Source organism: Spartinivicinus poritis (genome assembly GCF_028858535.1).
Lineage (GTDB): Bacteria > Pseudomonadota > Gammaproteobacteria > Pseudomonadales > Zooshikellaceae > Spartinivicinus > Spartinivicinus poritis.
In genome coordinates, this window is sequence record NZ_JAPMOU010000003.1 from 75993 (window position 1) to 98354 (window position 22362).

Consider the following 22362-nt stretch of genomic DNA (forward strand, 5'->3'; position numbering starts at 1 on the left):
GTATTATGAGCTACACCATATTACCGGCTATACCATATTGCGAATAGTGCTTTGCAATGTTTCTTTCATTGTTTTAATCGTGTTACTTTGCAAGTTAGTCACAAGGTTCCAACGATTCATCATATACTGAAACTTAAGTAAGTCTTGCTGACTATTAGGATCCATTGACCTCTGAAAAGCTCTCAACTCACTTTCAACTTTCGCTGTTTGACCACCTATTACATTGTTTACTTCTTCAATATTAAAAGCCATTGATCACCTCGTTTAAGTCTGGTTGACTTGCATTACGAACGTTAGCTACCACCTTTTCAGCTGCTTGCAAAGCCTCTAAATAGTGTTGCTGATAATGAAAGGCTTGCGGGTCTAGCCCCATGGCTATTTTTGCTTTTACTTGTTGCTGTTCTTCAGCCAGTTTGGTCAGTAGCAGACTGGCCAAGCTTTCACCTTGCGGGCCAGTTAACTGCATCTCTAAGTCAGTTAAAAGTAATTCAGTTTGCATAATTTTCTGGCTTGATAGTAATTTTTACCACTTGGTCTTGGTTACGAAGTTTAATAAAGTCATTATCAATTTTTGCAAGCCGATAGCCATTCGGCAGCCTGGCACCTACCATATATTTTTGATTATTTTTTAATACAATATAAGGAACACTGCCGATACTAATGCTTTTTACCGGGAGCTGTAGAGGATCATTAGCAAAAAGCGGCATATTACGCATTTTAACCAACCCTGACTGGCCAATCTTTGTTTCAAATTGCTCAACCAACTGATTAAGTTTATTTTCCAACGCCTGGTTAATTTCTCCACGAATTTCGATATAGCTGCCTACTGAAACAATTTGTAACTGGCCCAATAAATGGTTTTCTTCTAATATCTGAGTTAATGCTGCAATATGTTGGCGACTAGAATCAAAATCAACTTGATAGCCTTTCAAGCCAGGTACATCATGTTTAAGCATTTTTTCAACTCTAGCCCAACGCTTACCATTATCTAACAACCCCATTAATCTAACTTCACCAGCTGCTTTACCTGAAGTGACGTTAATATGCCCCAAACCGTTATTATCAAGAATAAATTGCACTGAGCGAATAATATCCGCTTCTACATAAAGGTTAATTCTATTAGCTAAAGACGCAGACTTTAGCTCATTTTTTAGCTGCAACTTGCTTTCTGTATCAGGTACATAGCCTGTGAATAACAGCCGCTGACGGGAAGCTTGCCAAGTGATCTTGACATTCTTAAGCATTAATTGTGTCACTACTTGCTGGGCTTTTTCTAAAGGTGACAGTTGTTTAGCTGGTTGCACACCTGAATCAACTTTTTGTGGCCAGGCAAAGCTAATAAACCAAACCAGTAAAATAGTGCCAGCAACGCTAGATAATAAAGCTAATCCACGAGAGTAATGAAACTTATTTGTCTTAGCCAATTTTTTCTTTGGTCGCTTTTTAGCTAAATTACTTGCCTGCTTATTTGCTGACTTCTGATTAGCCCGAGCAGGTACAGAGTCCGCAAGGGGTTCATCAGCGGTGATCGATTCATTATCCTTTGCTGCTTCTTCAGTTAATGCCCAAGGCTCATCGAACCGAGCAACAGCCATAAACAATTCACCTGCTTGTAACTGCTGTTGGGATGTCAAGCTAATAAGTAACTCTGTCTCTGGCTGCCCATCAACAAGTAAATCAAAAGGCTCCTCTCCACGCTGAAAGCTAAGATCTTCTGCGGTAACAATAAGCCGCCCCAGCAATGCAGGTACACCACTATCCTGAAAGACAAGATCTGCCGTATTAATGTCAGAGCCAAGCAGAAACTCCCCTTCAATGAGCTGTATTTCAGCACCTTGATGAGTGCCAGATAGTACTTTTATTTTCCACTGCGGCTTCATGCTAAGTTACCTTCAGCCAAATGGACTAAGTGTATTATTGTTCTTATCACAAGGTACCCTGTTGCACAGGTTTAATGTAGTAGCCAGACCGCCCATTCGTTAAATAGCAAACCTCAGTATGTACTTTTATTCGCTGTCGCTTTAATGCGCTCAAAATTGCGTGGGCCGATTTTTTTGAATGACAAAACCCAGCATCTGTTACTGTCTGGTTAGCTGATAAACGTTGATTAATTGATGGTAACTGAGACAGTGCCATAGCATTTTGGGTTAACTCATTAGCGACTTTTAACGGGTCAGCTACTATTCGTGGCTGGATTAAAAACAACCGCACTACTTTTCGCTTTGTAGTCGCTTTCGAACGAAATAGAGCACCGAGGAATGGAATATCTCCCAATACAGGCACCTTATTTTCTGTTTCTTCTTCACTGTCTCGATACAAACCACCAATCAATAAGCTTTGATTTTCACCTACTACCGCCTGAGTACTAATAGTTGCCTTCTTAATAGTCGGAATTCTATCTACTTCATCTTTAGTTTGATTGCCATCTTCAATATTGATATCCATATGTACTTTATTGGCACCTCGTTCAGCAACAATACGTGGCGTAACTTTTAATACTGTTCCCGATGTTACTGGCACCAAGTCTACTTCTTCTTGACCAGCCAAACGCACGTAAAAGGTGGTGCTTTGATCAAATACTGCTTCGACATTATTTAATGTTAAAACAGTAGGCTGAGATAACACTTGTGCTTTGCCATCTTCAGCCAACAAACGAATTTTAGCAAGAAAGAAATCTGATCCCCGGTTAATCAGAGTACTCAAAGACTGGTTTGGCAGAGCAAGTGTAGGCGCTGTACTTTGAGTAACCACCTCAACTACCCCATCACCTGCACTGGTTTGTGCGTACCAGTTAATTCCCAACTCATCAATATCATTACGACTAATATCAATAATAGATAGGCCAATTTCAACCTGACCCTGAGGCTGGTCCAGCTTGCGGATTAAATCTTGGTAGATTGGCATTTGTGCCCTGACATCTCTAATCAATACAGCATTCTGCCTTGGATCAGCTTCAATGGATGGTCCTTGCATCGCTGCGGGTAGTCCGTTGGTATTTATTGCTGGGTGGGTTGGTGAGGTAGACGACTGATGAGGAGTAGACTTAACTAACCCTTGCCCTTTCAGTTTGGTTAAGCCATAAGCATCACTTGTAGTATTTGATTTAGGTGGCTGATTCCCCCTGATCATTTGATTTAAAATAGTTGCAATACCTGGCATCACCACTTGCTTACCACGGAAGCTATATTCTCGATCAACTGCCCAAGCATACTTTAATGGGAATACCTCAACCACCATTTGATCTTGTTGCTGATTAACTATTTTTTTCTCCAGCGCTGCCACTGTTTCACTGACAAGCTCAACATAACGAGGTGGACCTGCCACATAAACTAAATCTTTACTTGGAATCACTCGCCAGTTAAAACGTCTATCCCAAATCCCTAGCTTATCTAAATACCTTTTTAATTGATTCGCATCCAAAAAGCTGGTGAGCTTAATCAACTTGCTTTTAGTTTCATTAGTTTTATAGATGTATAAAATATGCCCATCAAAATACCAAGTTAAATTATAAACTTTGGCAAGATAGTCCAAAAAAGCGATGGGGGTATCCTGTTTTAGCTCACCATTAACCGTATCATCCACCGCCTCACTAATGACTACTGGAATACTGTAACTTGAAGCAAAACTGGTCAAAATTTCACCTAGCGATTGACCGCGTGCCACATAACTAAATGGTTTTCCTGACCAGTTAGGTTGAGCAGAAAAAACAGTACCAGGATACCAAGCTATCCACGCTAAAATGAGCACTTTGCTGTATAGACGACTTAACTGCATTAACATGGCTAGGGAAACCACACATTACTATTAGTTAGTTTTTGCGAGTGTGACTGTTGAATAATCAACAATAACTCATCTGCATAATTAAGCTGAGCTGAAATGGCTGCTTCAAATTGGTCGTTTGTTAACCCATTTAAAGTCAATTGTCGCTGTAGTTGCATTTGTTTTTCATCAGTCATTATCAAGGCATCTTGGTAATCACTTGCTCTTAATAACGCTAGCTGGTAGATACGCGCTAACTGATGTGGGTATTCTATTGGGTCATCTTTCAACTGGCCAAATATTGAAATAATAAAAGCGCGCTGTTTTGCTGCAAAAAGTGTCAATGAAATCGAGCCATCAACATCAAGCTGATAAGTACTATCACCACTTATTTGCCATTGACTTATCTGCAATTTTTTAGTTAATGAGTCTACAAGTGCAGCTAAAGTAACCAACGATCAGCCTCAATATTACAAATGTTTACTTCACAGGATAGTAGCCTAAATGGTCACACTAAAAAAGAAGTATTTTTTAATATAAAAATTCCTATGTTTATTATATATCAGCAAATTGTGAACCAATTATTATTTTAGGCGCGTTACCCTAACTATTAATAGTTAACAATATAAAAGGATTCTTTTTAATACTTAAAATTAGTCGACACTAAGATACCGCTATTAATAGGTATGTCAGTATTTTCTATGTTAAAAACAACATAAGCTCAAACGCTTAGTACAATGCTTTTGCTGTTACCTAATAGCGTTTACATCATTGCTAGCTGTCGTCATAAAATCGCAGCTACCACCTTTATATTGATTACTTTGATTTTCTATCAGGCGACTTTCATTAAATAGTGTCAATTTAAATGCTAGCCTATTAACCAAAAAGTCAGTAACTGATCTGCTACTCAATAATTTGCTATTTTAGGTGTCATTACTGCATTTTCCGCGCTTGACTCGGCGTAATACCAAAGCGACGTCGATACGCTTGGGTGAAATAAGACTGACTGGAAAACCCAGCCTCAAAAGCCACATCAACAATCCCTACATTACTAGTTAGCAGCAACTCATGAGCATATTGCAGGCGTTTTTCATTAATCCAGGCACGAGGCGACATGCCAAACTCAGAGTCAAACATCTCTTTAAATGTAGTGAGGCTTGCGCCAAATTCTTTAGCATATTGCTCCAATGACCAGAGCTGCATAAAGTGAGTTTCCATAAACTGACGCAAACGAATGGCATTCTTGCTAGTTGATTGACGCAGAATCGCTGCAAACTCTCCTCCTTGAGGGCTATACAATAAAAGTAACAATAGCTCTTCAATTTTTAGTAAGCGGAGATTTTCTGGGTGGTCATATTGAAACAGACTACAAATTGAGGTAACGCTTTGCTCAATAAGCCCACCTGCATTAAAAATAATCACTGAGCTATTACTCGGTACAGAAGCTGAATACTGCTCTGCAACGGCTTTTCCATGCTTGCTGATAAAATGCTGCAATGACCACGAGCAAATAGAAATTTCTATGCTCTGAAAACGGCCATTATCTTCAGCTAAATGATTAGATACCAAGTAGCTGCCTGAACGTAAGTAAATCCCTTGCCCCGCATTTACAATATGTTGTTTATTAGCAATTTCTAACTCAAATTGACCAGAAATTACCAGTATTAACACATCTTTTTCATAAAATTTGGTACGATACCGAAGCTCATCGGTTACCACATTACTCACTAATAGGCTTTGTTCCCAAGACAACGCACTAGATACTGAAGAGCTCGCTTGCATAAAGGCAGTTCCCACAATGAGTTGTTAAGTGAAGTCATTGTTGTTGTGATTATTCCAATAGGCACGCATACTAACCGAATAAGTTAGCCATTATTACTTACCTGATTGGGTTACATTCAAAAATGAGAAAACCAAGGACGCTTCTAACAAAATGCCCGCCCAGTCAAACTATAATGTTATCCAACAAAGATCAAGCTTGCTTACAAAGCAGACATGCTAAAACTGTAATTATTTTTTTCATTAACTGTTTACTTTTTAAGCTAAAAAGCTGCTAGATATTCGCTGTAGTATATATATACCTACGACAAAAGCAGCGTTGGCTGGGATGACGAAAAAAGTTTAACCATGATTGATTTTAGACCTTCTGATTTTGCACGCCACACCAAATATTTCACCATACAGCCACCATATGACGATTTTTAAATAACTAAGCTGTTTTTTTAATCCGCATTAGTACTTAAATTTTCAACAACTTACTTAAAGACAACCTAACCATACAGATAATTTAAACGATCGTTCGCCTTAAATCCAACCACTCTTACCTAGTTTATTTAGCCTTCTTAGAAAGTGGCATTACTTTCGACCTACTAAACAATAAAGTATTAGCAATTTTCCTGGCAATGGTATACAACATGTCAATCTGAATCATTGACTCACTATTTTTCGTTAAAACTTCATAGCGCTTAGCACAGCACTTGTTGATTAACTATGAAAAAGTATGCTTAACAACCAAGCCCTATTTGACGATACTGACTCTTTTCCTGCTCTTGCAACAATCTTAAGTATTTTGTCTTTAGTTTTTTCATGAGCTACTTTTCAACATTTCTTGAACGTAACACCTTGACTGTGATTTTCCAAAGGCTAGAGTCAACAAACATTTATTAGGTGGGGACTTTAAGATTAAATAAATACCGTTAAACCTAAAAAAGGGGCTATACATAAGATAGCCCCTAAAGCACTAAACAGTTGTATTTAAAGAATTAATGGTATTATACCATCTTATTATAAATACTCTTTTGTGTTTGAATTTCATTATCACTGTTTGACTTGAAGTTCTGAATAAACTCCAATATTGCTTGAGACAGGCCTTTTCTTCTCTCATTACTATCCTCAGAAAGCGCTTGCTCCCTTTGCTGAATAGCCTGCTCTTCCGCTTTTTGCTCTTCAATAAAGCCCTGACTAAATTGGCCAGCAGACGATGTCGTTTGACCAAGCCCTTGCCCAGCCGCCTGGCGCATACTTGCACTTTGCAGATTTGCACTCAAGGACTGCTGTACTAACGGATTAGAGGAGTTTGCGAAAGGCGAGTTCTTCATGAATTTAAATGAGCTGGTTAATTTTTGCATCCCTGCAGCGTTGGCCCCGATCGATATTATTCCGCCACCGATTGCTAATGCTAACTGAGCTATAGCACCACTTTTCATGATTTGAGCTTGGGCAAGTATGGCATCAATTGCATTACTAAACTCATCCAAACGATCTTCTCTTGTTGACTTTTTCAGCTCTAAAAAAGCGTTAAATATTTCTAACAGTACGGCAGTAAAGTTAAGTTTACCGTTACTAGCAAAACCAGAATTTTCAATATCAGCAGCCTTTTCTGATGCAGCAGATAAAACTTTAAGTGCTCCAGAAGTAGCTTCATTATCACCTGGCGTGCGTAAAATTTCAGCTATTTTAACAGCAGCTTCTAAGTCTTCTGGAGCTAAAGTTGAATCAGCTGGGCGTACAGGTTTATCCAGGGCAGGTGTGCCTAGTCTATTAGCTACTTCTAACCCATTACTACCTGTGGCATAAACAACTTGGTCAACATTTCCCCCTTTATCATTAGAGACAAGGTTTTCACCATTAACTGTAGATGGCGTTGTTGGGGAACCAACTAAATTTGTATTTACCATATAGCGATACCTTATCTAAACCATATTTCTATTAACTACATCAGTTGAACTCTTGCTACTTTGTATTAAGTCAGAGCAGCCTTGCCAAATATCAGCTATCTCTTGAAACAACGATTTTAAAGACTCTGTATTGTCTTCTATTATCCTCTGTAAATCTTTTAATAAGCCTTGAAGCTTTTTAATGGCTGATTCTACTTGGGTTGTTTCATACTGTATTGCACCTTTAGCAATACCTGTAGCAGCTGTTCCAACGCCAACAGCAAATTCAATGGACTTCACAATACGTGGTAAATGCGTCATTACGGCTGAGATAATTTTTTGAGCCATCGAAGCTGCTTTTGCAGCAAATTGGGCAACCGTGCCAGCCAAACTCGCGCCACCCGTTACACATGCTGCAGCGATACTTGAACCAACTATCAACGCTACAACTAATACTTGTGCACAAACTTTAATAAAATCTTCTTCTTTAACACCAAACTTATCCAAAAGTTCTTTAACACCAGGCAACTCTAATATTACCTTAGCAATAGACTCCATTACACTGGTTAATGCTTTCATTCCTCCTTCGGTCAGCGACATAGCAGATAGTGCAGTCGCAGCAAAAAGAGCTACAGCAGCCCCTTGAAGACCAGGTGTTAGCAAGCAACCAATCGCCATAATTGCTGTAGCTATGGTGCCTAACCAACCAAACACTTTGCCCCAAACACCAGCTTTTTGAGCTTCCTTGTGTTTTTCTGCCGCCTCCGCGCGCTCCTCACGCCTCTTTTCGTGCAAATCCTTAGTTTCTTCTTTGGCATTAGCTATTGAGTCAAATTTGCTACGCTTTCGTTCTTCTGCTGACTTCTCTCGAAGTTCAGCCATTTGTACGTCATTTGGAACAATTGCAGGCTTATCAAGCTTATGTTTACAAGCACACTCGTGAGAGCTAGCTTGGTTTCCAGGTTCTGCTTTAACCCGGCCAAGGATTTCATCTGCCTGGCTCAATATTGCCTGAAATACACCTAAGACATCACCACTTCCTTTTACATCAACCAATGCTGGTTGTGCTGTAGTAGGAAAAGTTACTCTGTCATTCATAAATCAGTTTTCCTATTTTTTAATTTCAATAACATATTCAATTTATTTTCTGCTTCAATTTTTAAGTCGTGATACTCCTTATTACCTTTTGCAAACTCTATAGTTGCTCGGAAGCCACTTTCAGCTTCTTTTATGTTATTCAATGCTAAGTGACATTCGGCAGCATAAAATGGTGCACGAGGATCAGAAAACTCAAGCACTGAAACATAACTAAATGCATCAATAGCAGCCTGATATTCTTTTAGCATATGACGACAAGCACCTAAACCAATAAAAAATTTGGCTTGATAATGATCAAGAGAGCAAAGTAAATGGAACATTTTACTGGCTTCTTGATACTTACCACTCTCATAATACTGATATGCCACAGCATAAGCTGTCTCAATCGTTTCATCATCAAACGAAGTTAAGTCCCTAAGAGCGCCACCTTCCCCAAAAAAGGAAAACAGCTCTTCAAAATTAGGCTTATCTTGTTCACTTGTTGAGTTATTAGTTGCCGCCATGATAAAACCTATTATCCGTTGGTATTTCTGATAATATTGTCTTTGCTGCTAGCAGTTCCCTTCAGAATATTCGATAATAAGTCGAATGTACTGTCATATTTTTTCTTGTAATCTTGGAAACGTACATTTAATAACTGATTGGACTGAGATAAATCATCCTTTTTTCCATCTATATTTGCAATTAAGTCATTAAATTTTTCCTTATTTAAATCCTTACCATTATTTGGTATTTCTATTCCAAACTCCTTGAGGGTATTTATTTGATCTTGAGTTAAGCTCTTAGTCGCATCGTCATCCTTTAACTCACTTCGTAATTTTCTAATTTCTCCAGATAGATTATTAAGATTAGACAAACTGTTGTTAGTCTCCTGCATTTTCTCATAAATTTCTGTAAGGCGGCCGTGGTATACTTTCAATTGATCTAATAAAACTGTATATGCCATTGCATCAACAGAAGGCATAGCACTTGGTAGACTACTAATTGGACGAATCCCAGATGATTCAAGCATAAAGCAAACTCCCAGATAGGTTAAGTTATTAACATCAAATTCGAAGGCCGCGTGGCCTTCTATTAAAAACACGAGCCGATTTAGCCCGTGAATGACTCTTGATCATGGTTTCATCATGATCAAATTGTATACAAAAAGCAGCCATTTGCTTTTCGTACTCAACTCGTTGAACAGGTGTTAAGTCTTCTTTACCAGAAGGCAGACCAAGTTGCTTACCTTGCTGTTTTAATTGATCCAATTGCTCAAATTGTAGCTTAAGCAGCTCCTTAAGCTCGTCCATCACTTGTTCATTATTTCTAATCTCTTGCTGAAGGTTCTCTTCAACCTGCTTATCAAATGTACTCATATATTGAACAATCCATCGATAAAGTAATTCAGAAAATCTAAAAAGATGACGACTAAAAGTACCTATAAACAATTGACTTTCTTTGATAGTACGAGCCTTAGCCAACATCCACTGTCAAGAAAAGCCGGGACTTTTTATAGATTGAACTGTCTTCATTGATATCTATAGCCATTATATATCTCGACATAAAATCAGCGATAAATTAAGTTGATTCTGGCTATGGCTTATTACACTTATTCTGCCTTCAATCATCAGAGCCCATCACCCCAGCAAAAAGTATACTTATCGATAAAGCATAAGCATTCTCTAAAATAAACTACTGCCAATGCCTATTACCTATAAAACTTATCTAACCCAAAAGCCAGGAATATTTTCTGATGCATTTTCATACAGCACTAGTATTGCTATGCTTAATTCTGAATCATAATGCATTCGATATCTTGTTACCTATTTAATAAATATATCGAGCTTATTTGAATCGACAATTGTGACAAAGTACAACTTTTTAATTTAAAATAACCAATTTTTCATAGGGATCTATATATCTTTTCTAGCACTTATCCTTACCACACCTATCACCTGCTCAAAAAACAACCATGCTGGCGTACAATAAAATAACAAGACTATTTACCAACAGGCTTTATTTTATACAAACCAGGCAAAAGGTATTTTACCCAACCGTAAACAAGCAATATGCAAGGTTTAAAATGCTTTATACCTTGTTTGCTTTACCATTAAAAACAGTAGTTTTTTCATAAGAGTATCATACGAAATACTGTAAATATCAACAATCAGCAACTACTATTGATGAATAAAAGTATTTGCAGAACTAGAGTTCATTGTTAACACAACTATCGAGTAATACTACATTACTAGGGCAGCTATTATTGTACAGATAAATATTGCATTTATATTACATTAAACGACTATACGTTCTCTTGTACCAATTTAAGAGTGTACAAGCCCTTTTTTTTAAAGACCATTAAAATACCGAAATTAAAAGCTCAATAATCAATATATTAACTAACTAAAAATAGCTGCAAGCATTTTCTTTATAGCCAAATAACAAGCAATTTTATTCGCAAAAAATATTTTCAAAAAAAGATAGTTTTTTTATTTATCGTTATTATTTTTACCCACTTTTATTTATTGGAGTTGCAGCATTATTATCTCTGTCGAGAGTAAGGGTTTCGATTCATCATGTTACGGCAATCAAAAAACCATTGTTATATTTGTACGATGACGATATAGCGTATTTTATTAAGCCTTTTTAAGTGGTTTCACTACAAATATATTAATTTTTTTCGCTTGCCTAGCGAATGAAAAAATAGACTATCCTGTAAGCATATTGCTAGGGACAAAACTATGCTAGAGGACTATGCAATCTACCGCACTGTGATTGAGCAGGTACTTCGAGAAGAAGAGCAGCTACCCAGCTTACCTACAATTACAATGAAAATTCGTGCGGCGCTGACTCAACCTAATACAACGAACAGTCAGCTAGCTCAATTAATTAAAGCCGACCCCAGCCTAACCGCTCTTTTATTGAAATATGCCTGTAGTCCCCTCTATCGAACTCGGGTATCTCCCAAATCACTAACAGAGGTGATTGCCCATTTAGGCTGGGAGACTGTCGACCGCATCGTCATGAGCCACAGCATTAAAAGCTTATTCACCATGCAGTCACCCCAATTGAAAAAATTGTTTCATATTGCCTGGGAAAGACAAAAACTGAAGTCTGCGATCAGCTATACAATTGCCAAACACCTGTCTTATAAGCCCTTAGAGGAAGTCTTGATCGCTAGCCTGATTAGTGACCTGGGAACATTAGCAGTACTATCTGCCTTCAAAAGTAAAAAGGATGTACCGAGCGAAAAAACCTACTACACATTATGCCGGGAATACAGTAAATCATTAGGAATTGTTTTACTAAAGAAGTGGGGAGTCAATGAGCATTATATTGAAACCATTCGCTACTCTGGTAAGTGGCAAGGTGATACTGGTGATAACGTCACCCTAATTGACTTAATCAATCTTGGTTTATTCAGCGCTATTCGTATTCTTTCACCACAAGTAGAATTGCCTGCTATTAACTCTCTTACTGCCTTTCGTAAACTACCTGAAGAGCTTGCCGTCGTTACAAGCAGTAACGAACTACAGCTAATTAATCAATATAAGCAGGAAATTAGCTTAATAGTACAAAGCTTTTAAAAATAACGAAACGGCTTTTAAACTTAAGAAACAGCAGGAGAAATGAAATAGAACACTATCGTTGTTAGTAAATGATAAGGCAAGGGACTAAATGTAGTTCGGAATAATCAAATGGCGGTGAGGGAGGGATTCGAACCCTCGATACGCTATTAACGTATACACACTTTCCAGGCGTGCTCCTTCAACCACTCGGACACCTCACCAAAAAGACAGCTTTAGAGTTTATTTATAGCACTGATGCTTAATAAGAGAGCTTGAATAGACATACAAGCCGCCCCCCCCCTGTAGCTGAGGCGCGTTACTCTACCCCACTTTCACCAAGAAAACAATGCCTTAGCTTGAATATTTCATCAAGTACCAACGACTTTGGAGATTCTAACGAAACCTACTGCCATTCGTAATGCAAGCTAAGGAGATATAAGTGACTACATATCACTCTTTTATATAAGAGATAAGACAAGCACAAAAAAACAAACGTCTGTTTTTATTTTGATCTGATTAGTTGACTTTTTGAAAGTCATTAGAAGGAGAGTGTTTCAGCAGTCGGTAAACCACTCCCACAAGGCCGACCGCAGGTAACAATGCATAATATCCATAAAGATAAAAAAGCAGGGCAACAATGCCAATGGCTACAACACCCAAGTAAAACAAGCCTAACATGACAAGTGCTTCAAAAAACCGATTCATCACGCCTCTCCACTGGCAGTAAACCTATGGAGTTATGGTATGACTTTCTTTAATGAGCTCTCCACAAAAGCCATCACAATTTTGTCATATTTTAGCCAGCAGGCATTATCAACAAGTAATAAGCCGGGAGTACTTATGACAAAACATGATTTTTTTAGGGCAGATAGCCACCAACAATACAGCGGCATAAAGGCCTATTTAATTTCATTCAGAAATGCAGGTACCACTTCCGTTGCTAGGCCTTGTCGCTGAATATCAAAGCGAGTGCTTGACTGAGATGGATCTAAATTCAGCTCTACCGTAGTGGCACCATGGCTTTTTGCCTCTTGAAAAAAGCCGGCTGCAGGATAGACATTGCCAGAAGTCCCAATCGCAATAAAAAGATCACAACGGCTTAATGCTTGATAGATTTTATCCAAATAAAGCGGCATTTCATTAAACCAGACCACATGAGGCCTTAAGTAACCTGGCTGCTGGCAACAGGCACAATGAGAGTTAACTTGAATGTCAGTGGTTTGCTCATAAATCTGCCCTGTAGCAATACAGCGTGACTTTAGTAGCTCACCATGCATATGCAACAGGTGCTGACTACCACCCCGTTCATGTAAATTATCAATATTTTGCGTAACCAGTAAAAAGTCACCTGAAAAGCGCGCTTCAAACTCAGCTAGAGCTAGGTGTGCTGCATTGGGCTTTATTGCTTCAGACAAGAGTTGCTGACGCCGCTGGTTATAAAAATTCTGCACCAAGGCGGGGTTTGCAGCAAACCCTTCCGGGGTTGCTACATCTTCTACCCGATGATCCTCCCATAAGCCATCACTGGCACGAAAGGTTCGAATACCAGATTCTGCTGAAATGCCAGCACCCGTTAATACAACAATTGATTGATAATGCATGAAATTTACCGTTGATGGGTAGTGGTATAGTTAACTTTCACTGTTTTTTCAGCAGGCAATTCTATTGCAAGTGTATTCGTTCCCTTAAGTTTGGCCCCCGTAATTTTGCTAATTTCCAGCAAACTATGATCATTAGCAACCAACTCTAAGCTAACAGCTTCCTTTTTACTGTTGTGAATTTCTACTTCCCAGCTAATATTGGCATTATTAGAATCCAACTGCTGATAAGCTAACCGATTGCGTTTAATAGCAATATCAGCACTCGTTCCTAGCTGTAAATCCACCGACTGATTGGCGCCTGTGTCTCTCAATTGACTGGAGCCAATCCAGCGAGAATGCCCCTGCTTATCATCTTGAAATACTCTAACAGCTCCTCCTGGCATTGGAGTATCAGTTTTAAACCGATATAGGGTTACAGGATTTTCTTTTTGTGGCTGCCAGTTACGATCAAAGGCATAGGCGTACCAGTTTAGCCGGTAATATTTGCTATACGTCACTTGTTGCTTTTCGAATAATGGTAATTGCTGCTCAGAGTGCGCGGGAATGGAGAGGGGCTGATTAAAGTGATAAAAGTGTACATCACCAACCGCTTCAGGCTCAGAAACCGCTTTATCCATCATTGGTGCTGCCTGAGCCAGCATTTCTACTCGCCCCCCGCGAGGCATAGGCTCTTTGACATCCCCTACCCCTATAGTGACTTGCGCATCTGGATAGACGGTATTGGTCTTATTGGATAAGACAGTGGTAACAGCTAAATCCAAGGTTGTCTGATTAGGGTGCAGCTGAATACTGTAATTAGTATTAAATGACAACCCTCGGGTTAGATACTGAACAGACGCAGATTCTACTGGCTGTGATGCAGACACCTGAGCACTCAACCGTGGAGCAAAGCTAGCTTCTGCTAAGGTATTTTCAGGTAGTGCCAACCGTAAACCATTATTATCCTTCCAATTAACAACGACCTGCTCACCATGGTCCAGCGCTACAATACCTAATCGGTTTGAATAAGCCTGCAATATACCTTTCCCAGCTTTAGCTTGATATTTACCTGCTTGATACACTCTCACCGGTTTGCCCACTAACCGTTTAAATACTTCATCTACCGTCAGTGGTTTACGAATCATTTCCAAGGCATTAATCTGTCCGCCTGCTACTTGTACCTGCAAAGAATCTAATAATAATTGATCACTGATATTATGCAGCAATAATTGATAATCACCTTTTGGTAAGGACTTAGTAAACTGTTGCTTAACCAGTGTGGCTTGACGATAAAGAGTCAGCTGAGTGGATTTCGCTTCTTTACTAGCATCTAAAGTGGCTTCTTCAGCAGCCGCAGTTTGGAATGCAACTACAGGTAATAACATCGACAGTACAATAGATGGAAAGCTAATAGGTGAAAATATAATTGGCTTTAGAGCCCAGCGTACATCAGTTGTCATATTGTTCAGCCTCCAAATCAAATGTTGGCAATTAGACCACGCAAATGTCGTTTAGTTGTTAAAGATATATTTTCAACCACCACCAGCATGGCCGGTACCACTAACAAAATCAGTAGTGTGCCAAAGGCTAAACCAAATACAATAGAAGTAGCCATGGGGATTAAAAACTGTGCTTGCAGCGATGTTTCAAATAAAATAGGGGTTAGCCCGGCAACCGTAGTCAATGAAGTAAGCAGCACAGCTCTTAACCGCAGACACACAGCCTGCACAATCGCTTGTTCAATAATTAGGCCTTCAGCTCGTAAGCGGCGATAAACACTCACTAAAATAATCGAATCATTAATAACTATCCCTGTCAGGCCAAACAAGCCAAATAAAGATAAAATGGTTAGATTTAATCCCATAAAAAAATGACCAAAAATAGCGCCAGTGATACCAAATGGAATAACCAACATTACCGCAACTGGCCAGCTATAAGAAGCAAATACCCAGGCTAAAATAATATATATCAACGCTAGCGCAATAAACAACCCAAGCCGCATATTCGCTAGAGTTTCCTGTTGCTCAGCACTACGCCCTTCAAAGGCATAGCTAACCCCATAGCGAATTTTCAACTCTGGTAATACCGTTGCCTCTAGCTCTGCCACAATGTCATTCGCATTGGCCGTATCTGCATCCACATCACTACTGACCAACACCGCCAATTCGCCATCCACTCGATTTAATGTATCAATGCCCTGGCGTGTATCAAAAGAAGCCACATTAGCCAGTAATGCCGTATTGCCATTAGGCAAAACAATGGGTAATTGCATTAAGGGAGTTAAATAGTCGCGCTGGGCAGCAGGCAGTTCAATTCTAACCTCTACTTCTTCGTTACTATCATGAAATATCTGCACCACCTGACCATCTAAGGCACTTCTTAAGCGTTTCCCTACATTTTCCAAGGTTAAACCTAACGCTTGGCCTGCTGGGGTTAACTTATAAATCAACTGCTCTCGCCCATAGGGTAAATCGTCCTCAATATTACTCACCCCCGCATAGCCTTTAATGGCTTGTTGTAGCTGTAAAGCTGCTTCCTTTAATGCCAACACATCTGTACCAATTAATTTTATTTCAATGGGTTTACCGGGTGGGCCTGGGCGCCGCTGGGCGATAGCAAAACGCTCAATACCCGCAGGGCGCTGAATAGCTTGCTGCCAGGCTTTAACGATTTGCGCGTTGGTCACTGTTCGCTCATCTGCCGAAACAATTTGTACTTTTAAAGAACCAAATTCATCTCCTTTTACCCGAGTGCCTGAAAAGCTAGCAAAAGCAGCCTTTCGGTGAAGGGCAAAGACATTAACGACCACGTTCTCATCCAGTTTTTTTTCCGCTTCGTAAAGTGCACGCTCAAGTTCAATTAAAAATTCATCAACTGTTGCCGCAGGTGTGCCTGCACTAAATTGCACACTGGCATTAATCACTGTACTGTCAATGGAAGGAAAAAAAGTGAATTTTAAATGCCCAGTTACCAACATAGCCAAACTAAATACAAATAAACTGATAGCTGTCAAAATGGTGATAAACCGATATTCAATGGATAACTTAACGGTTTTTAAAAATACCCCCTCCCGAAACTGATTAAACAGTCGGTCCAGTGTTTGTCTTAGTTGCGTTTCTTTAACCGCTCGGCGGCGAAAACTATGATTTAAATGACCAGGTAAAATTAAAAAACATTCTGCCAGTGAGGCTACAATTACACAGATAACCACAATCGGAATATCAATTAAAATGTTGCCAATATTTCCTTCCAAAATTAATAGTGGTAAAAATGCAGCAATCGTGGTTAAAGACGATGCCGTAACCGGTGCTAACATCATATTTGCACCAGCGATTGCCGCATGCTCAGGGTTATCGCCTTGCTGAATTCTCATTAATGCATTTTCACCAACCACAATAGCATCATCAACAATAATGCCAAGGGTCATAATTAAGCCAAATAAACTGATCAGGTTGATAGTACCGCCAATTACGTACAGTATGGCAAGGGCAGTTAAAAATGAAATAGGAATACCCACGGTAACCCACCAGGCAACCCGCACATTTAAAAATAAAAATAACATGCCAATTACCAGGACTAAACCACCCACTCCATTTTTCAGCAATAATTGGATGCGTTCATTAAGGTATACCCAGGACTCATCATACACCACCAGCTGAATACCTTTGGGCAAAGTTGGCCTGATTTTTTCCAACCATTGGCGCATTATTTTTGCAGACCTAAGCGTGTCATCAGCCTCTGTTCGCAATAACCGCAACTCAATGCTAGGTTGGCCTTTATAGGTAATATACTCATCATCAGGGTCTGCCCCTTTCGTTATGTCGGCAATATCACCTAAACGAATTAGCCGCCCTTGTTCATCAGCTAAAATCACTAATTGTTGAAACCCTTCAACATCACGCTCCTGACTTAAACTCCGCACTTGTTTAGACCCCGCTTTGCGCCCTGCAGTACCAGCGGGTAAATCCAGACTATGCTGGCGAATTACCTCAGTCAGTTGGTTAAGGGTTAAACCCAGTTCGTGCAGTTGCTCTGGGGGAACAGCAATAGCAATTTCCAGCTCAGGCAAACCGGAAAATTCTACCTTACGAATGCCCTGTCTGAGTAAGTCTCGCTCTAACTCAAATGCCAGGGGCCTTAACTCAGCTAAGGTGACGGGGCCAGTTAATAAAATTTTGGCTATATTTTCAAACCGGGTAATTTTCAGTACTTCTGGCTTTTCAGAGTCAGACGGCAAGTTACGGACATTATCAACAGCCTGCTTGACTTCATCGAGTACTCCAGCAAGATCAGCTTCTGGCTGCACCTCTAAACGAATTCGACTGCTACCCGGTGCAGATGTGGCAAATACTTTATCAATGCCATTAATGCCTTTCAGAGCCTGTTCAATGGGGATGGTAATAGAAGATTGAATATCTTCTGCTGAAGCCCCACTCCAAACAACGGCCACTGTAATCACATCCACTTCAAAATTAGGAAAAAACTGAGTATTGAGTTTTTTTACTCCCCAGATACCTGCCAGAATAGCAATAAACATTAATAAATTAGCCGCCACACGATGACTAGCAAATAAATTAAGCAAACCTGGCTGAGCCATTTTCCCTATCCATCATTGATAAAGCTGCCATATTAGCTTCGACTATTTGACAGCAGGTTGGCTGGCTGCTTTTTTACCTGGTTAACCACCGTACTTGTCAGCTGAACCTTCATCCCAGTAATAGCATTGGGTATCTGAGTAGTCATCAACTGATCACCCACTTGCAATTGAGTCGAGCGAATTAAAGCCCATTCTTTACCTTCCCGCTTTAATTCGCCTACTTTTTCTACCGAAACTGATTGCAAAAAATTATCAACCACTTTAAATACACGCTGACTGTTGTAAATAGCGGTTACCGGTACAGCTACAGAGTCATCTACTGGCGGCAGCTGCAAATTAAGCACAACAGAGCGACCCAACTCCAGGTTAGGCAATGAATCAGAAGTAATCCGAAAGATACCATCCACACCGCCCTGCCCTTGGCTGACTGCAGCAGCAAACCGGTCTAGCTGAACGCTTAATCTGTTGTTTACTTGAGCCTCCGTTACTTCAGAAAGTGTACCTTGCAAAATACCTGCTAATGCCGTTGAGCGATTATCATCCACTGCCTGTGTAGTATGATCAGGCTGCATCTGTTGTCCAACCAACGGGAATTGTGTTTTTAAGCGTGGCAGCAATCGACTTGGGAGTTGTGCTCGCACTTCTAAATTAGCCACATCATACAAAGTCAACAATGACTCTCCCTCTTTAACCCTCGCGCCAGGTGCTACCTGTACTTGTGATATACGACCAGTTAAAGGCGCTTTTACCGTGGTTCGCTCAAGGTCAAGCAATGTCTCAGCAAGCAACGCCTCTGCCTGTTTGAGTTGTGCTTGTAACTGTTGCAGTTGGTTATCATGATCGGCAATAGCCAGCTCCATTTTATTAACATTCAGCGCTTGTTGAACCTCTCCTTGTTTCGCCTCTTCCAATTGAGTAACAGACGACAGATTACGTTGTTTAAGTGAGCTTTGCCGTGCAACCGCATTACGGGCAATCACCAATAGTTTTTTTTCTTCAACTAAAGAACGCTGGTCATATTGATAACGAGTATTTTGCGTTGCTATCTTTGCCTTAATATTAAGAATATCAGCTTCTCTTTGGCTTTTTTTCAGCAACAAGTCTCGTTGGTCAAGCTTGACGAGTACTTGCCCTTGTTGAACCAGCATCCCCTCCCTCGCTGGCACCGCTTCAATATAGGCTGTGGTGGCTGCCGTTAAGGTGGTTTCAAAAGGAGATTCTACACGCCCATATAAAGTCAACTCTGGTTGATAGTCTTGTTTAGCAACCGTCATCACCTCCACTTTCCAAGTGCGGTCTTGACTGGCTTTTCGCTCCGGTTGTTTGGCAGTTAGCCTTAGTACCCAAATAGCACTAGCTGTCACCATCACCAAAATAAATGCAATGAGTAGAGACAAACTTCGTTTAGATAACCTTGAATTCATCATCACCAAAAATTAACTAAAACTATCAACAAAAAAGATATTATCAATTTTCCAAATTACCCCTTCCCCCTCATAATCAGCCTCAGTTTCAAGGCAACAACATTCTATTTATCCAAAGCATAGGCTATATAGCGAACTTAGATGTATAGCCAAAATGAATGGTTTTTTAAGATTTGACACTAAGGTAAACCAGCATGTTCGAAAACCGCGAAGGCCAACAAGTTCCAGAAACCACTTTCCGCGTAAGAGAAAACAACGAGTGGGTAAGCATCACAACTCATGAGCTATTTACTAATAAAACTGTAATCGTATTCTCGTTGCCTGGTGCATTTACTCCCACTTGTTCCAGCAGCCACTTACCTCGCTACAATGAACTAGCAGATGTATTCAAGGCCAATGGGGTTGATAGCATTGTTTGTGTCTCGGTTAATGACACCTTTGTCATGAATGCTTGGGCTGAAGATCAACAGTCTGAAAATATTAGGTTAATTCCCGATGGTAATGGCGAATTTACCGAAGGCATGGGGATGCTGGTTGATAAAGCAGACCTTGGTTTTGGTGCTCGTAGCTGGCGCTACTCCATGCTGGTGAAAGATGGGGTGGTCGAAAAAATGTTTATCGAACCGAATAAGCCTGGCGACCCCTTTGAAGTGTCTGATGCTGACACGATGCTGAACTATATTAACCCTCAAGCAGAAGAGCCTGAATTCTACACTTTATTCAGTAAACCAGGCTGTCCGCACTGTGCCAGAGCCAAAGTATTGTTAACCGAAAAAGGTGCTAAATATGAGGAAATCCAAGTAGGTAGTGATGCATCCAGCCGTAGCCTTCGTGCAGTCACAGGAGCTGACACCGTACCGCAGGTGTTCCGCAGCGGCATTCGAATTGGCGGTGCTGACGATCTGGAAGCTTTTTTCGCCCAATAGCGACTATTCGTTTCATTATAAATCCAGTTCTGAAGGTCTTTTAGATTAACTCCCCTACTCAACCATTTAGCCACCTTATAGGTGGCTCTTTTTATTTGTCGCCAAGTTAATTAATTTTCTTAATTAGACGATTTTATTTAATCAATTTTACCTTTTTATAGCTTCTCACAATAATAAAGCCCATCTGAAATTCAAAACCATTAATTTAAGGAACCTGTCAATGAAGCAGTTAAACGTGGATGTAGCCGTTATTGGTGCTGGAACAGCTGGTCTAGGTGCTTATCGCACAGCTAAAGCCCATACTGATAATGTCGTATTAATTGAAGGTGGCCCTTATGGCACTACCTGTGCCCGAGTGGGTTGTATGCCGAGCAAACTGCTGATTGCTGCAGCTGAAGCAGTTCATCACATTGAGCAAGCACCTGGTTTTGGAGTAAAAGCCAGTGGGGAAATCCTTATTGATGGTAAAGCAGTTATGCAACGGGTACGTTCTGAGCGAGACCGCTTTGCAGGCTTTGTTGTGGAGTCTGTCGACAATATCCCTGCAGCCGATAAAATTCGTGGCTATGCCAGATTCCTAGACGACCACCGCATTCAAGTAGACGATCACATGGTTATCACCGCGCAACGATTTGTTATTGCTACAGGCTCCCGCCCCAGTTATCCCGCTATTTTTGCTGAAGCAGGTGATCGCTTAATAGTGAATGATGATGTGTTTGACTGGGAAGATTTGCCTAACTCCGTAGCGGTATTTGGCCCAGGTGTGATTGGTCTTGAGCTTGGGCAAGCGCTGAGTCGGTTAGGCGTTAACGTCAAATTATTTGGTATTGGTAATTTAGTAGGACCTCTGACGGACCCTGCAGTAATTGACTATGCTCGCAACCACTTTAAACAACAATTCCCTTTTATTGCAGATGCTAAATTAGAACGTATTGAACGTACCGAACAAGGGGTAAGTATTGAATATCAGGATGACGAAGGTAATTATCAGCAAGATACCTTTGACTATTTATTGGCTGCCACTGGGCGTACACCCAATATAGATAAATTAGGCTTGGAAAATACCACACTCACTTTATCAAAGCGGGGTATTCCAGAATACAACCGCTATACCTTGCAGTGCGGTGATAGCCATATTTTTATTGCAGGGGATGCTAATCATGAATTACCGTTACTCCATGAGGCAGCCGACGAAGGACGCATAGCTGGTGATAATGCAGGTCAATACCCAACCATTCGAAGTGGTCAGCGACGTACGCCTATCAGTGTCGTTTTTTCTGACCCCCAATTGGCCATGGTGGGCCAAACCTTCAAGCAGGTCGACCAGGAAAATCAAACCTGTGGCTGTTATGCAGTAGGAGAAGTATCGTTTGAAGACCAAGGCAGAAGCCGTGTAATGCTTAAAAATAAAGGCATTTTACGAGTATATGGCGCACAAGGGACTGGCCTGTTGTTAGGTGCAGAAATGATTGGTCCCGCCGCTGAACACCTCGCTCATTTATTAGCCTGGGTGATTCAACAGCGCTTAACTGTTAATGAAGTATTAGCATTACCCTTTTATCATCCAGTTATTGAAGAAGGTTTGCGCACTGCACTAAGAGACTTAAACAGCAAACTGAAACTAGGGCCTGAAATGATAAAGCACTGCCTTGATTGTGGGCCTGGCGCTTAAACTACCAAGCCCTGGTCCTTGATCTACACTAATGGATAAGTAGTGCACCACAAACAACATCTAAACACCGTGGTGCCTTTTTTGTTAAGAGTGACAGCA

19 protein-coding genes and 1 tRNA gene are annotated in these 22362 nt (G+C 40.3%); 3 read left to right on the forward strand and 17 right to left on the reverse strand.

Features of this window, described 5'->3' with window-relative positions; translation table 11 throughout:
* Positions 1–27: 27 nt before the first annotated feature.
* The 11 genes from ORQ98_RS03350 to ORQ98_RS03400 form a co-directional block, all read right to left on the reverse strand.
* Positions 28–252, reverse strand: a complete 225-nt coding sequence (locus ORQ98_RS03350; protein ID WP_274687370.1) for an EscF/YscF/HrpA family type III secretion system needle major subunit — start codon at positions 250–252, stop codon at positions 28–30.
* Positions 242–499 carry an EscE/YscE/SsaE family type III secretion system needle protein co-chaperone gene (locus ORQ98_RS03355; RefSeq protein ID WP_274687371.1) on the reverse strand — a complete coding sequence of 86 codons (258 nt, stop codon included), beginning with the start codon at positions 497–499 and terminating at the stop codon, positions 242–244. Before ORQ98_RS03355 ends, ORQ98_RS03350 begins: the two co-directional genes overlap by 11 nt.
* On the reverse strand, positions 489–1880 hold the full coding sequence (sctD, locus tag ORQ98_RS03360) for a type III secretion system inner membrane ring subunit SctD (RefSeq protein ID WP_274687372.1): 1392 nt from the start codon (positions 1878–1880) through the stop codon (positions 489–491). The genes ORQ98_RS03355 and sctD overlap by 11 nt, the downstream gene beginning before the upstream one ends.
* 46 nt (positions 1881–1926) lie before the next feature.
* Positions 1927–3774 carry a type III secretion system outer membrane ring subunit SctC gene (gene sctC / locus ORQ98_RS03365; RefSeq protein ID WP_274687373.1) on the reverse strand — a complete coding sequence of 616 codons (1848 nt, stop codon included), beginning with the start codon at positions 3772–3774 and terminating at the stop codon, positions 1927–1929.
* A gap of 8 nt (positions 3775–3782) precedes the next feature.
* On the reverse strand, positions 3783–4214 hold the full coding sequence (locus ORQ98_RS03370) for a CesT family type III secretion system chaperone (RefSeq protein ID WP_274687374.1): 432 nt from the start codon (positions 4212–4214) through the stop codon (positions 3783–3785).
* 478 nt (positions 4215–4692) lie between these two features.
* Positions 4693–5541 (reverse strand): helix-turn-helix transcriptional regulator, encoded by an 849-nt coding sequence (locus ORQ98_RS03375; RefSeq protein WP_274687375.1) that lies wholly within the window; start codon positions 5539–5541, stop codon positions 4693–4695.
* 989 nt (positions 5542–6530) lie between these two features.
* Positions 6531–7436, reverse strand: a complete 906-nt coding sequence (locus tag ORQ98_RS03380; protein WP_274687376.1) for a hypothetical protein — start codon at positions 7434–7436, stop codon at positions 6531–6533.
* A 15-nt stretch (positions 7437–7451) separates the two neighbouring features.
* A complete protein-coding gene (gene sctE, locus ORQ98_RS03385; RefSeq protein WP_274687377.1) occupies positions 7452–8513 on the reverse strand; it encodes a type III secretion system translocon subunit SseC family protein in 1062 nt (353 codons plus the stop codon).
* Positions 8510–9016, reverse strand: a complete 507-nt coding sequence (locus ORQ98_RS03390) for a SycD/LcrH family type III secretion system chaperone (protein ID WP_274687378.1) — start codon at positions 9014–9016, stop codon at positions 8510–8512. The genes sctE and ORQ98_RS03390 overlap by 4 nt, the downstream gene beginning before the upstream one ends.
* A gap of 11 nt (positions 9017–9027) precedes the next feature.
* Positions 9028–9525: a hypothetical protein gene (locus ORQ98_RS03395; RefSeq protein WP_274687379.1), complete on the reverse strand. Its 498-nt coding sequence runs from the start codon at positions 9523–9525 to the stop codon at positions 9028–9030.
* 34 nt (positions 9526–9559) lie between these two features.
* The gene (locus ORQ98_RS03400) at positions 9560–9871 is read right to left on the reverse strand and encodes a hypothetical protein (protein WP_274687380.1); all 312 of its coding nucleotides are present in this window, start codon (positions 9869–9871) and stop codon (positions 9560–9562) included.
* Positions 9872–11236: 1365 nt separating this feature from the next.
* Between ORQ98_RS03400 and ORQ98_RS03405 the strand changes: the two genes are divergently transcribed.
* Positions 11237–12082 carry an HDOD domain-containing protein gene (locus tag ORQ98_RS03405; RefSeq protein WP_274687381.1) on the forward strand — a complete coding sequence of 282 codons (846 nt, stop codon included), beginning with the start codon at positions 11237–11239 and terminating at the stop codon, positions 12080–12082.
* Positions 12083–12194: 112 nt separating this feature from the next.
* Here ORQ98_RS03405 and ORQ98_RS03410 read toward each other — a convergent pair.
* The 6 genes from ORQ98_RS03410 to ORQ98_RS03435 all read right to left on the reverse strand — a co-directional run bounded on the left by ORQ98_RS03410 (position 12195) and on the right by ORQ98_RS03435 (position 19668).
* Positions 12195–12285: transfer RNA gene (locus ORQ98_RS03410), tRNA-Ser, on the reverse strand.
* A gap of 295 nt (positions 12286–12580) precedes the next feature.
* Positions 12581–12769 carry a hypothetical protein gene (locus tag ORQ98_RS03415; RefSeq protein WP_274687382.1) on the reverse strand — a complete coding sequence of 63 codons (189 nt, stop codon included), beginning with the start codon at positions 12767–12769 and terminating at the stop codon, positions 12581–12583.
* Positions 12770–12963: 194 nt separating this feature from the next.
* Positions 12964–13665, reverse strand: coding sequence for a Sir2 family NAD+-dependent deacetylase (gene cobB, locus ORQ98_RS03420; RefSeq protein WP_274687383.1), 702 nt, complete (start codon positions 13663–13665; stop codon positions 12964–12966).
* A 5-nt stretch (positions 13666–13670) separates the two neighbouring features.
* The gene (locus ORQ98_RS03425; protein WP_274687384.1) at positions 13671–15104 is read right to left on the reverse strand and encodes a DUF4139 domain-containing protein; all 1434 of its coding nucleotides are present in this window, start codon (positions 15102–15104) and stop codon (positions 13671–13673) included.
* 17 nt (positions 15105–15121) lie between these two features.
* Positions 15122–18241: an efflux RND transporter permease subunit gene (locus tag ORQ98_RS03430; RefSeq protein WP_274687385.1), complete on the reverse strand. Its 3120-nt coding sequence runs from the start codon at positions 18239–18241 to the stop codon at positions 15122–15124.
* Between the two features lie 32 nt (positions 18242–18273).
* Positions 18274–19668 (reverse strand): efflux RND transporter periplasmic adaptor subunit, encoded by a 1395-nt coding sequence (locus ORQ98_RS03435; protein ID WP_274687386.1) that lies wholly within the window; start codon positions 19666–19668, stop codon positions 18274–18276.
* Between the two features lie 191 nt (positions 19669–19859).
* Between ORQ98_RS03435 and ORQ98_RS03440 the strand changes: the two genes are divergently transcribed.
* Entirely contained in the window at positions 19860–20591 is a 732-nt protein-coding gene (locus tag ORQ98_RS03440; protein ID WP_274687387.1) for a glutathione peroxidase, read from the forward strand.
* A gap of 220 nt (positions 20592–20811) precedes the next feature.
* Positions 20812–22263 (forward strand): dihydrolipoyl dehydrogenase, encoded by a 1452-nt coding sequence (locus tag ORQ98_RS03445; RefSeq protein ID WP_274687388.1) that lies wholly within the window; start codon positions 20812–20814, stop codon positions 22261–22263.
* Positions 22264–22362 lie beyond the last annotated feature (99 nt).

Bases quoted from the DNA above. Each gene is read 5' to 3' on its own strand.
- ORQ98_RS03350 (WP_274687370.1), bottom strand. From the start codon at position 252: ATGGCTTTTAATATTGAAGAAGTAAACAATGTAATAGGTGGTCAAACA.
- ORQ98_RS03355 (WP_274687371.1), bottom strand. From the start codon at position 499: ATGCAAACTGAATTACTTTTAACTGACTTAGAGATGCAGTTAACTGGC.
- sctD (WP_274687372.1), bottom strand. From the start codon at position 1,880: ATGAAGCCGCAGTGGAAAATAAAAGTACTATCTGGCACTCATCAAGGT.
- sctC (WP_274687373.1), bottom strand. From the start codon at position 3,774: ATGCAGTTAAGTCGTCTATACAGCAAAGTGCTCATTTTAGCGTGGATA.
- ORQ98_RS03375 (WP_274687375.1), bottom strand. From the start codon at position 5,541: ATGCAAGCGAGCTCTTCAGTATCTAGTGCGTTGTCTTGGGAACAAAGC.
- ORQ98_RS03380 (WP_274687376.1), bottom strand. From the start codon at position 7,436: ATGGTAAATACAAATTTAGTTGGTTCCCCAACAACGCCATCTACAGTT.
- sctE (WP_274687377.1), bottom strand. From the start codon at position 8,513: ATGAATGACAGAGTAACTTTTCCTACTACAGCACAACCAGCATTGGTT.
- ORQ98_RS03390 (WP_274687378.1), bottom strand. From the start codon at position 9,016: ATGGCGGCAACTAATAACTCAACAAGTGAACAAGATAAGCCTAATTTT.
- ORQ98_RS03395 (WP_274687379.1), bottom strand. From the start codon at position 9,525: ATGCTTGAATCATCTGGGATTCGTCCAATTAGTAGTCTACCAAGTGCT.
- ORQ98_RS03400 (WP_274687380.1), bottom strand. From the start codon at position 9,871: ATGAGTACATTTGATAAGCAGGTTGAAGAGAACCTTCAGCAAGAGATT.
- ORQ98_RS03405 (WP_274687381.1), top strand. From the start codon at position 11,237: ATGCTAGAGGACTATGCAATCTACCGCACTGTGATTGAGCAGGTACTT.
- ORQ98_RS03415 (WP_274687382.1), bottom strand. From the start codon at position 12,769: ATGAATCGGTTTTTTGAAGCACTTGTCATGTTAGGCTTGTTTTACTTG.
- cobB (WP_274687383.1), bottom strand. From the start codon at position 13,665: ATGCATTATCAATCAATTGTTGTATTAACGGGTGCTGGCATTTCAGCA.
- ORQ98_RS03425 (WP_274687384.1), bottom strand. From the start codon at position 15,104: ATGACAACTGATGTACGCTGGGCTCTAAAGCCAATTATATTTTCACCT.
- ORQ98_RS03430 (WP_274687385.1), bottom strand. From the start codon at position 18,241: ATGGCTCAGCCAGGTTTGCTTAATTTATTTGCTAGTCATCGTGTGGCG.
- ORQ98_RS03435 (WP_274687386.1), bottom strand. From the start codon at position 19,668: ATGATGAATTCAAGGTTATCTAAACGAAGTTTGTCTCTACTCATTGCA.
- ORQ98_RS03440 (WP_274687387.1), top strand. From the start codon at position 19,860: ATGTTCGAAAACCGCGAAGGCCAACAAGTTCCAGAAACCACTTTCCGC.
- ORQ98_RS03445 (WP_274687388.1), top strand. From the start codon at position 20,812: ATGAAGCAGTTAAACGTGGATGTAGCCGTTATTGGTGCTGGAACAGCT.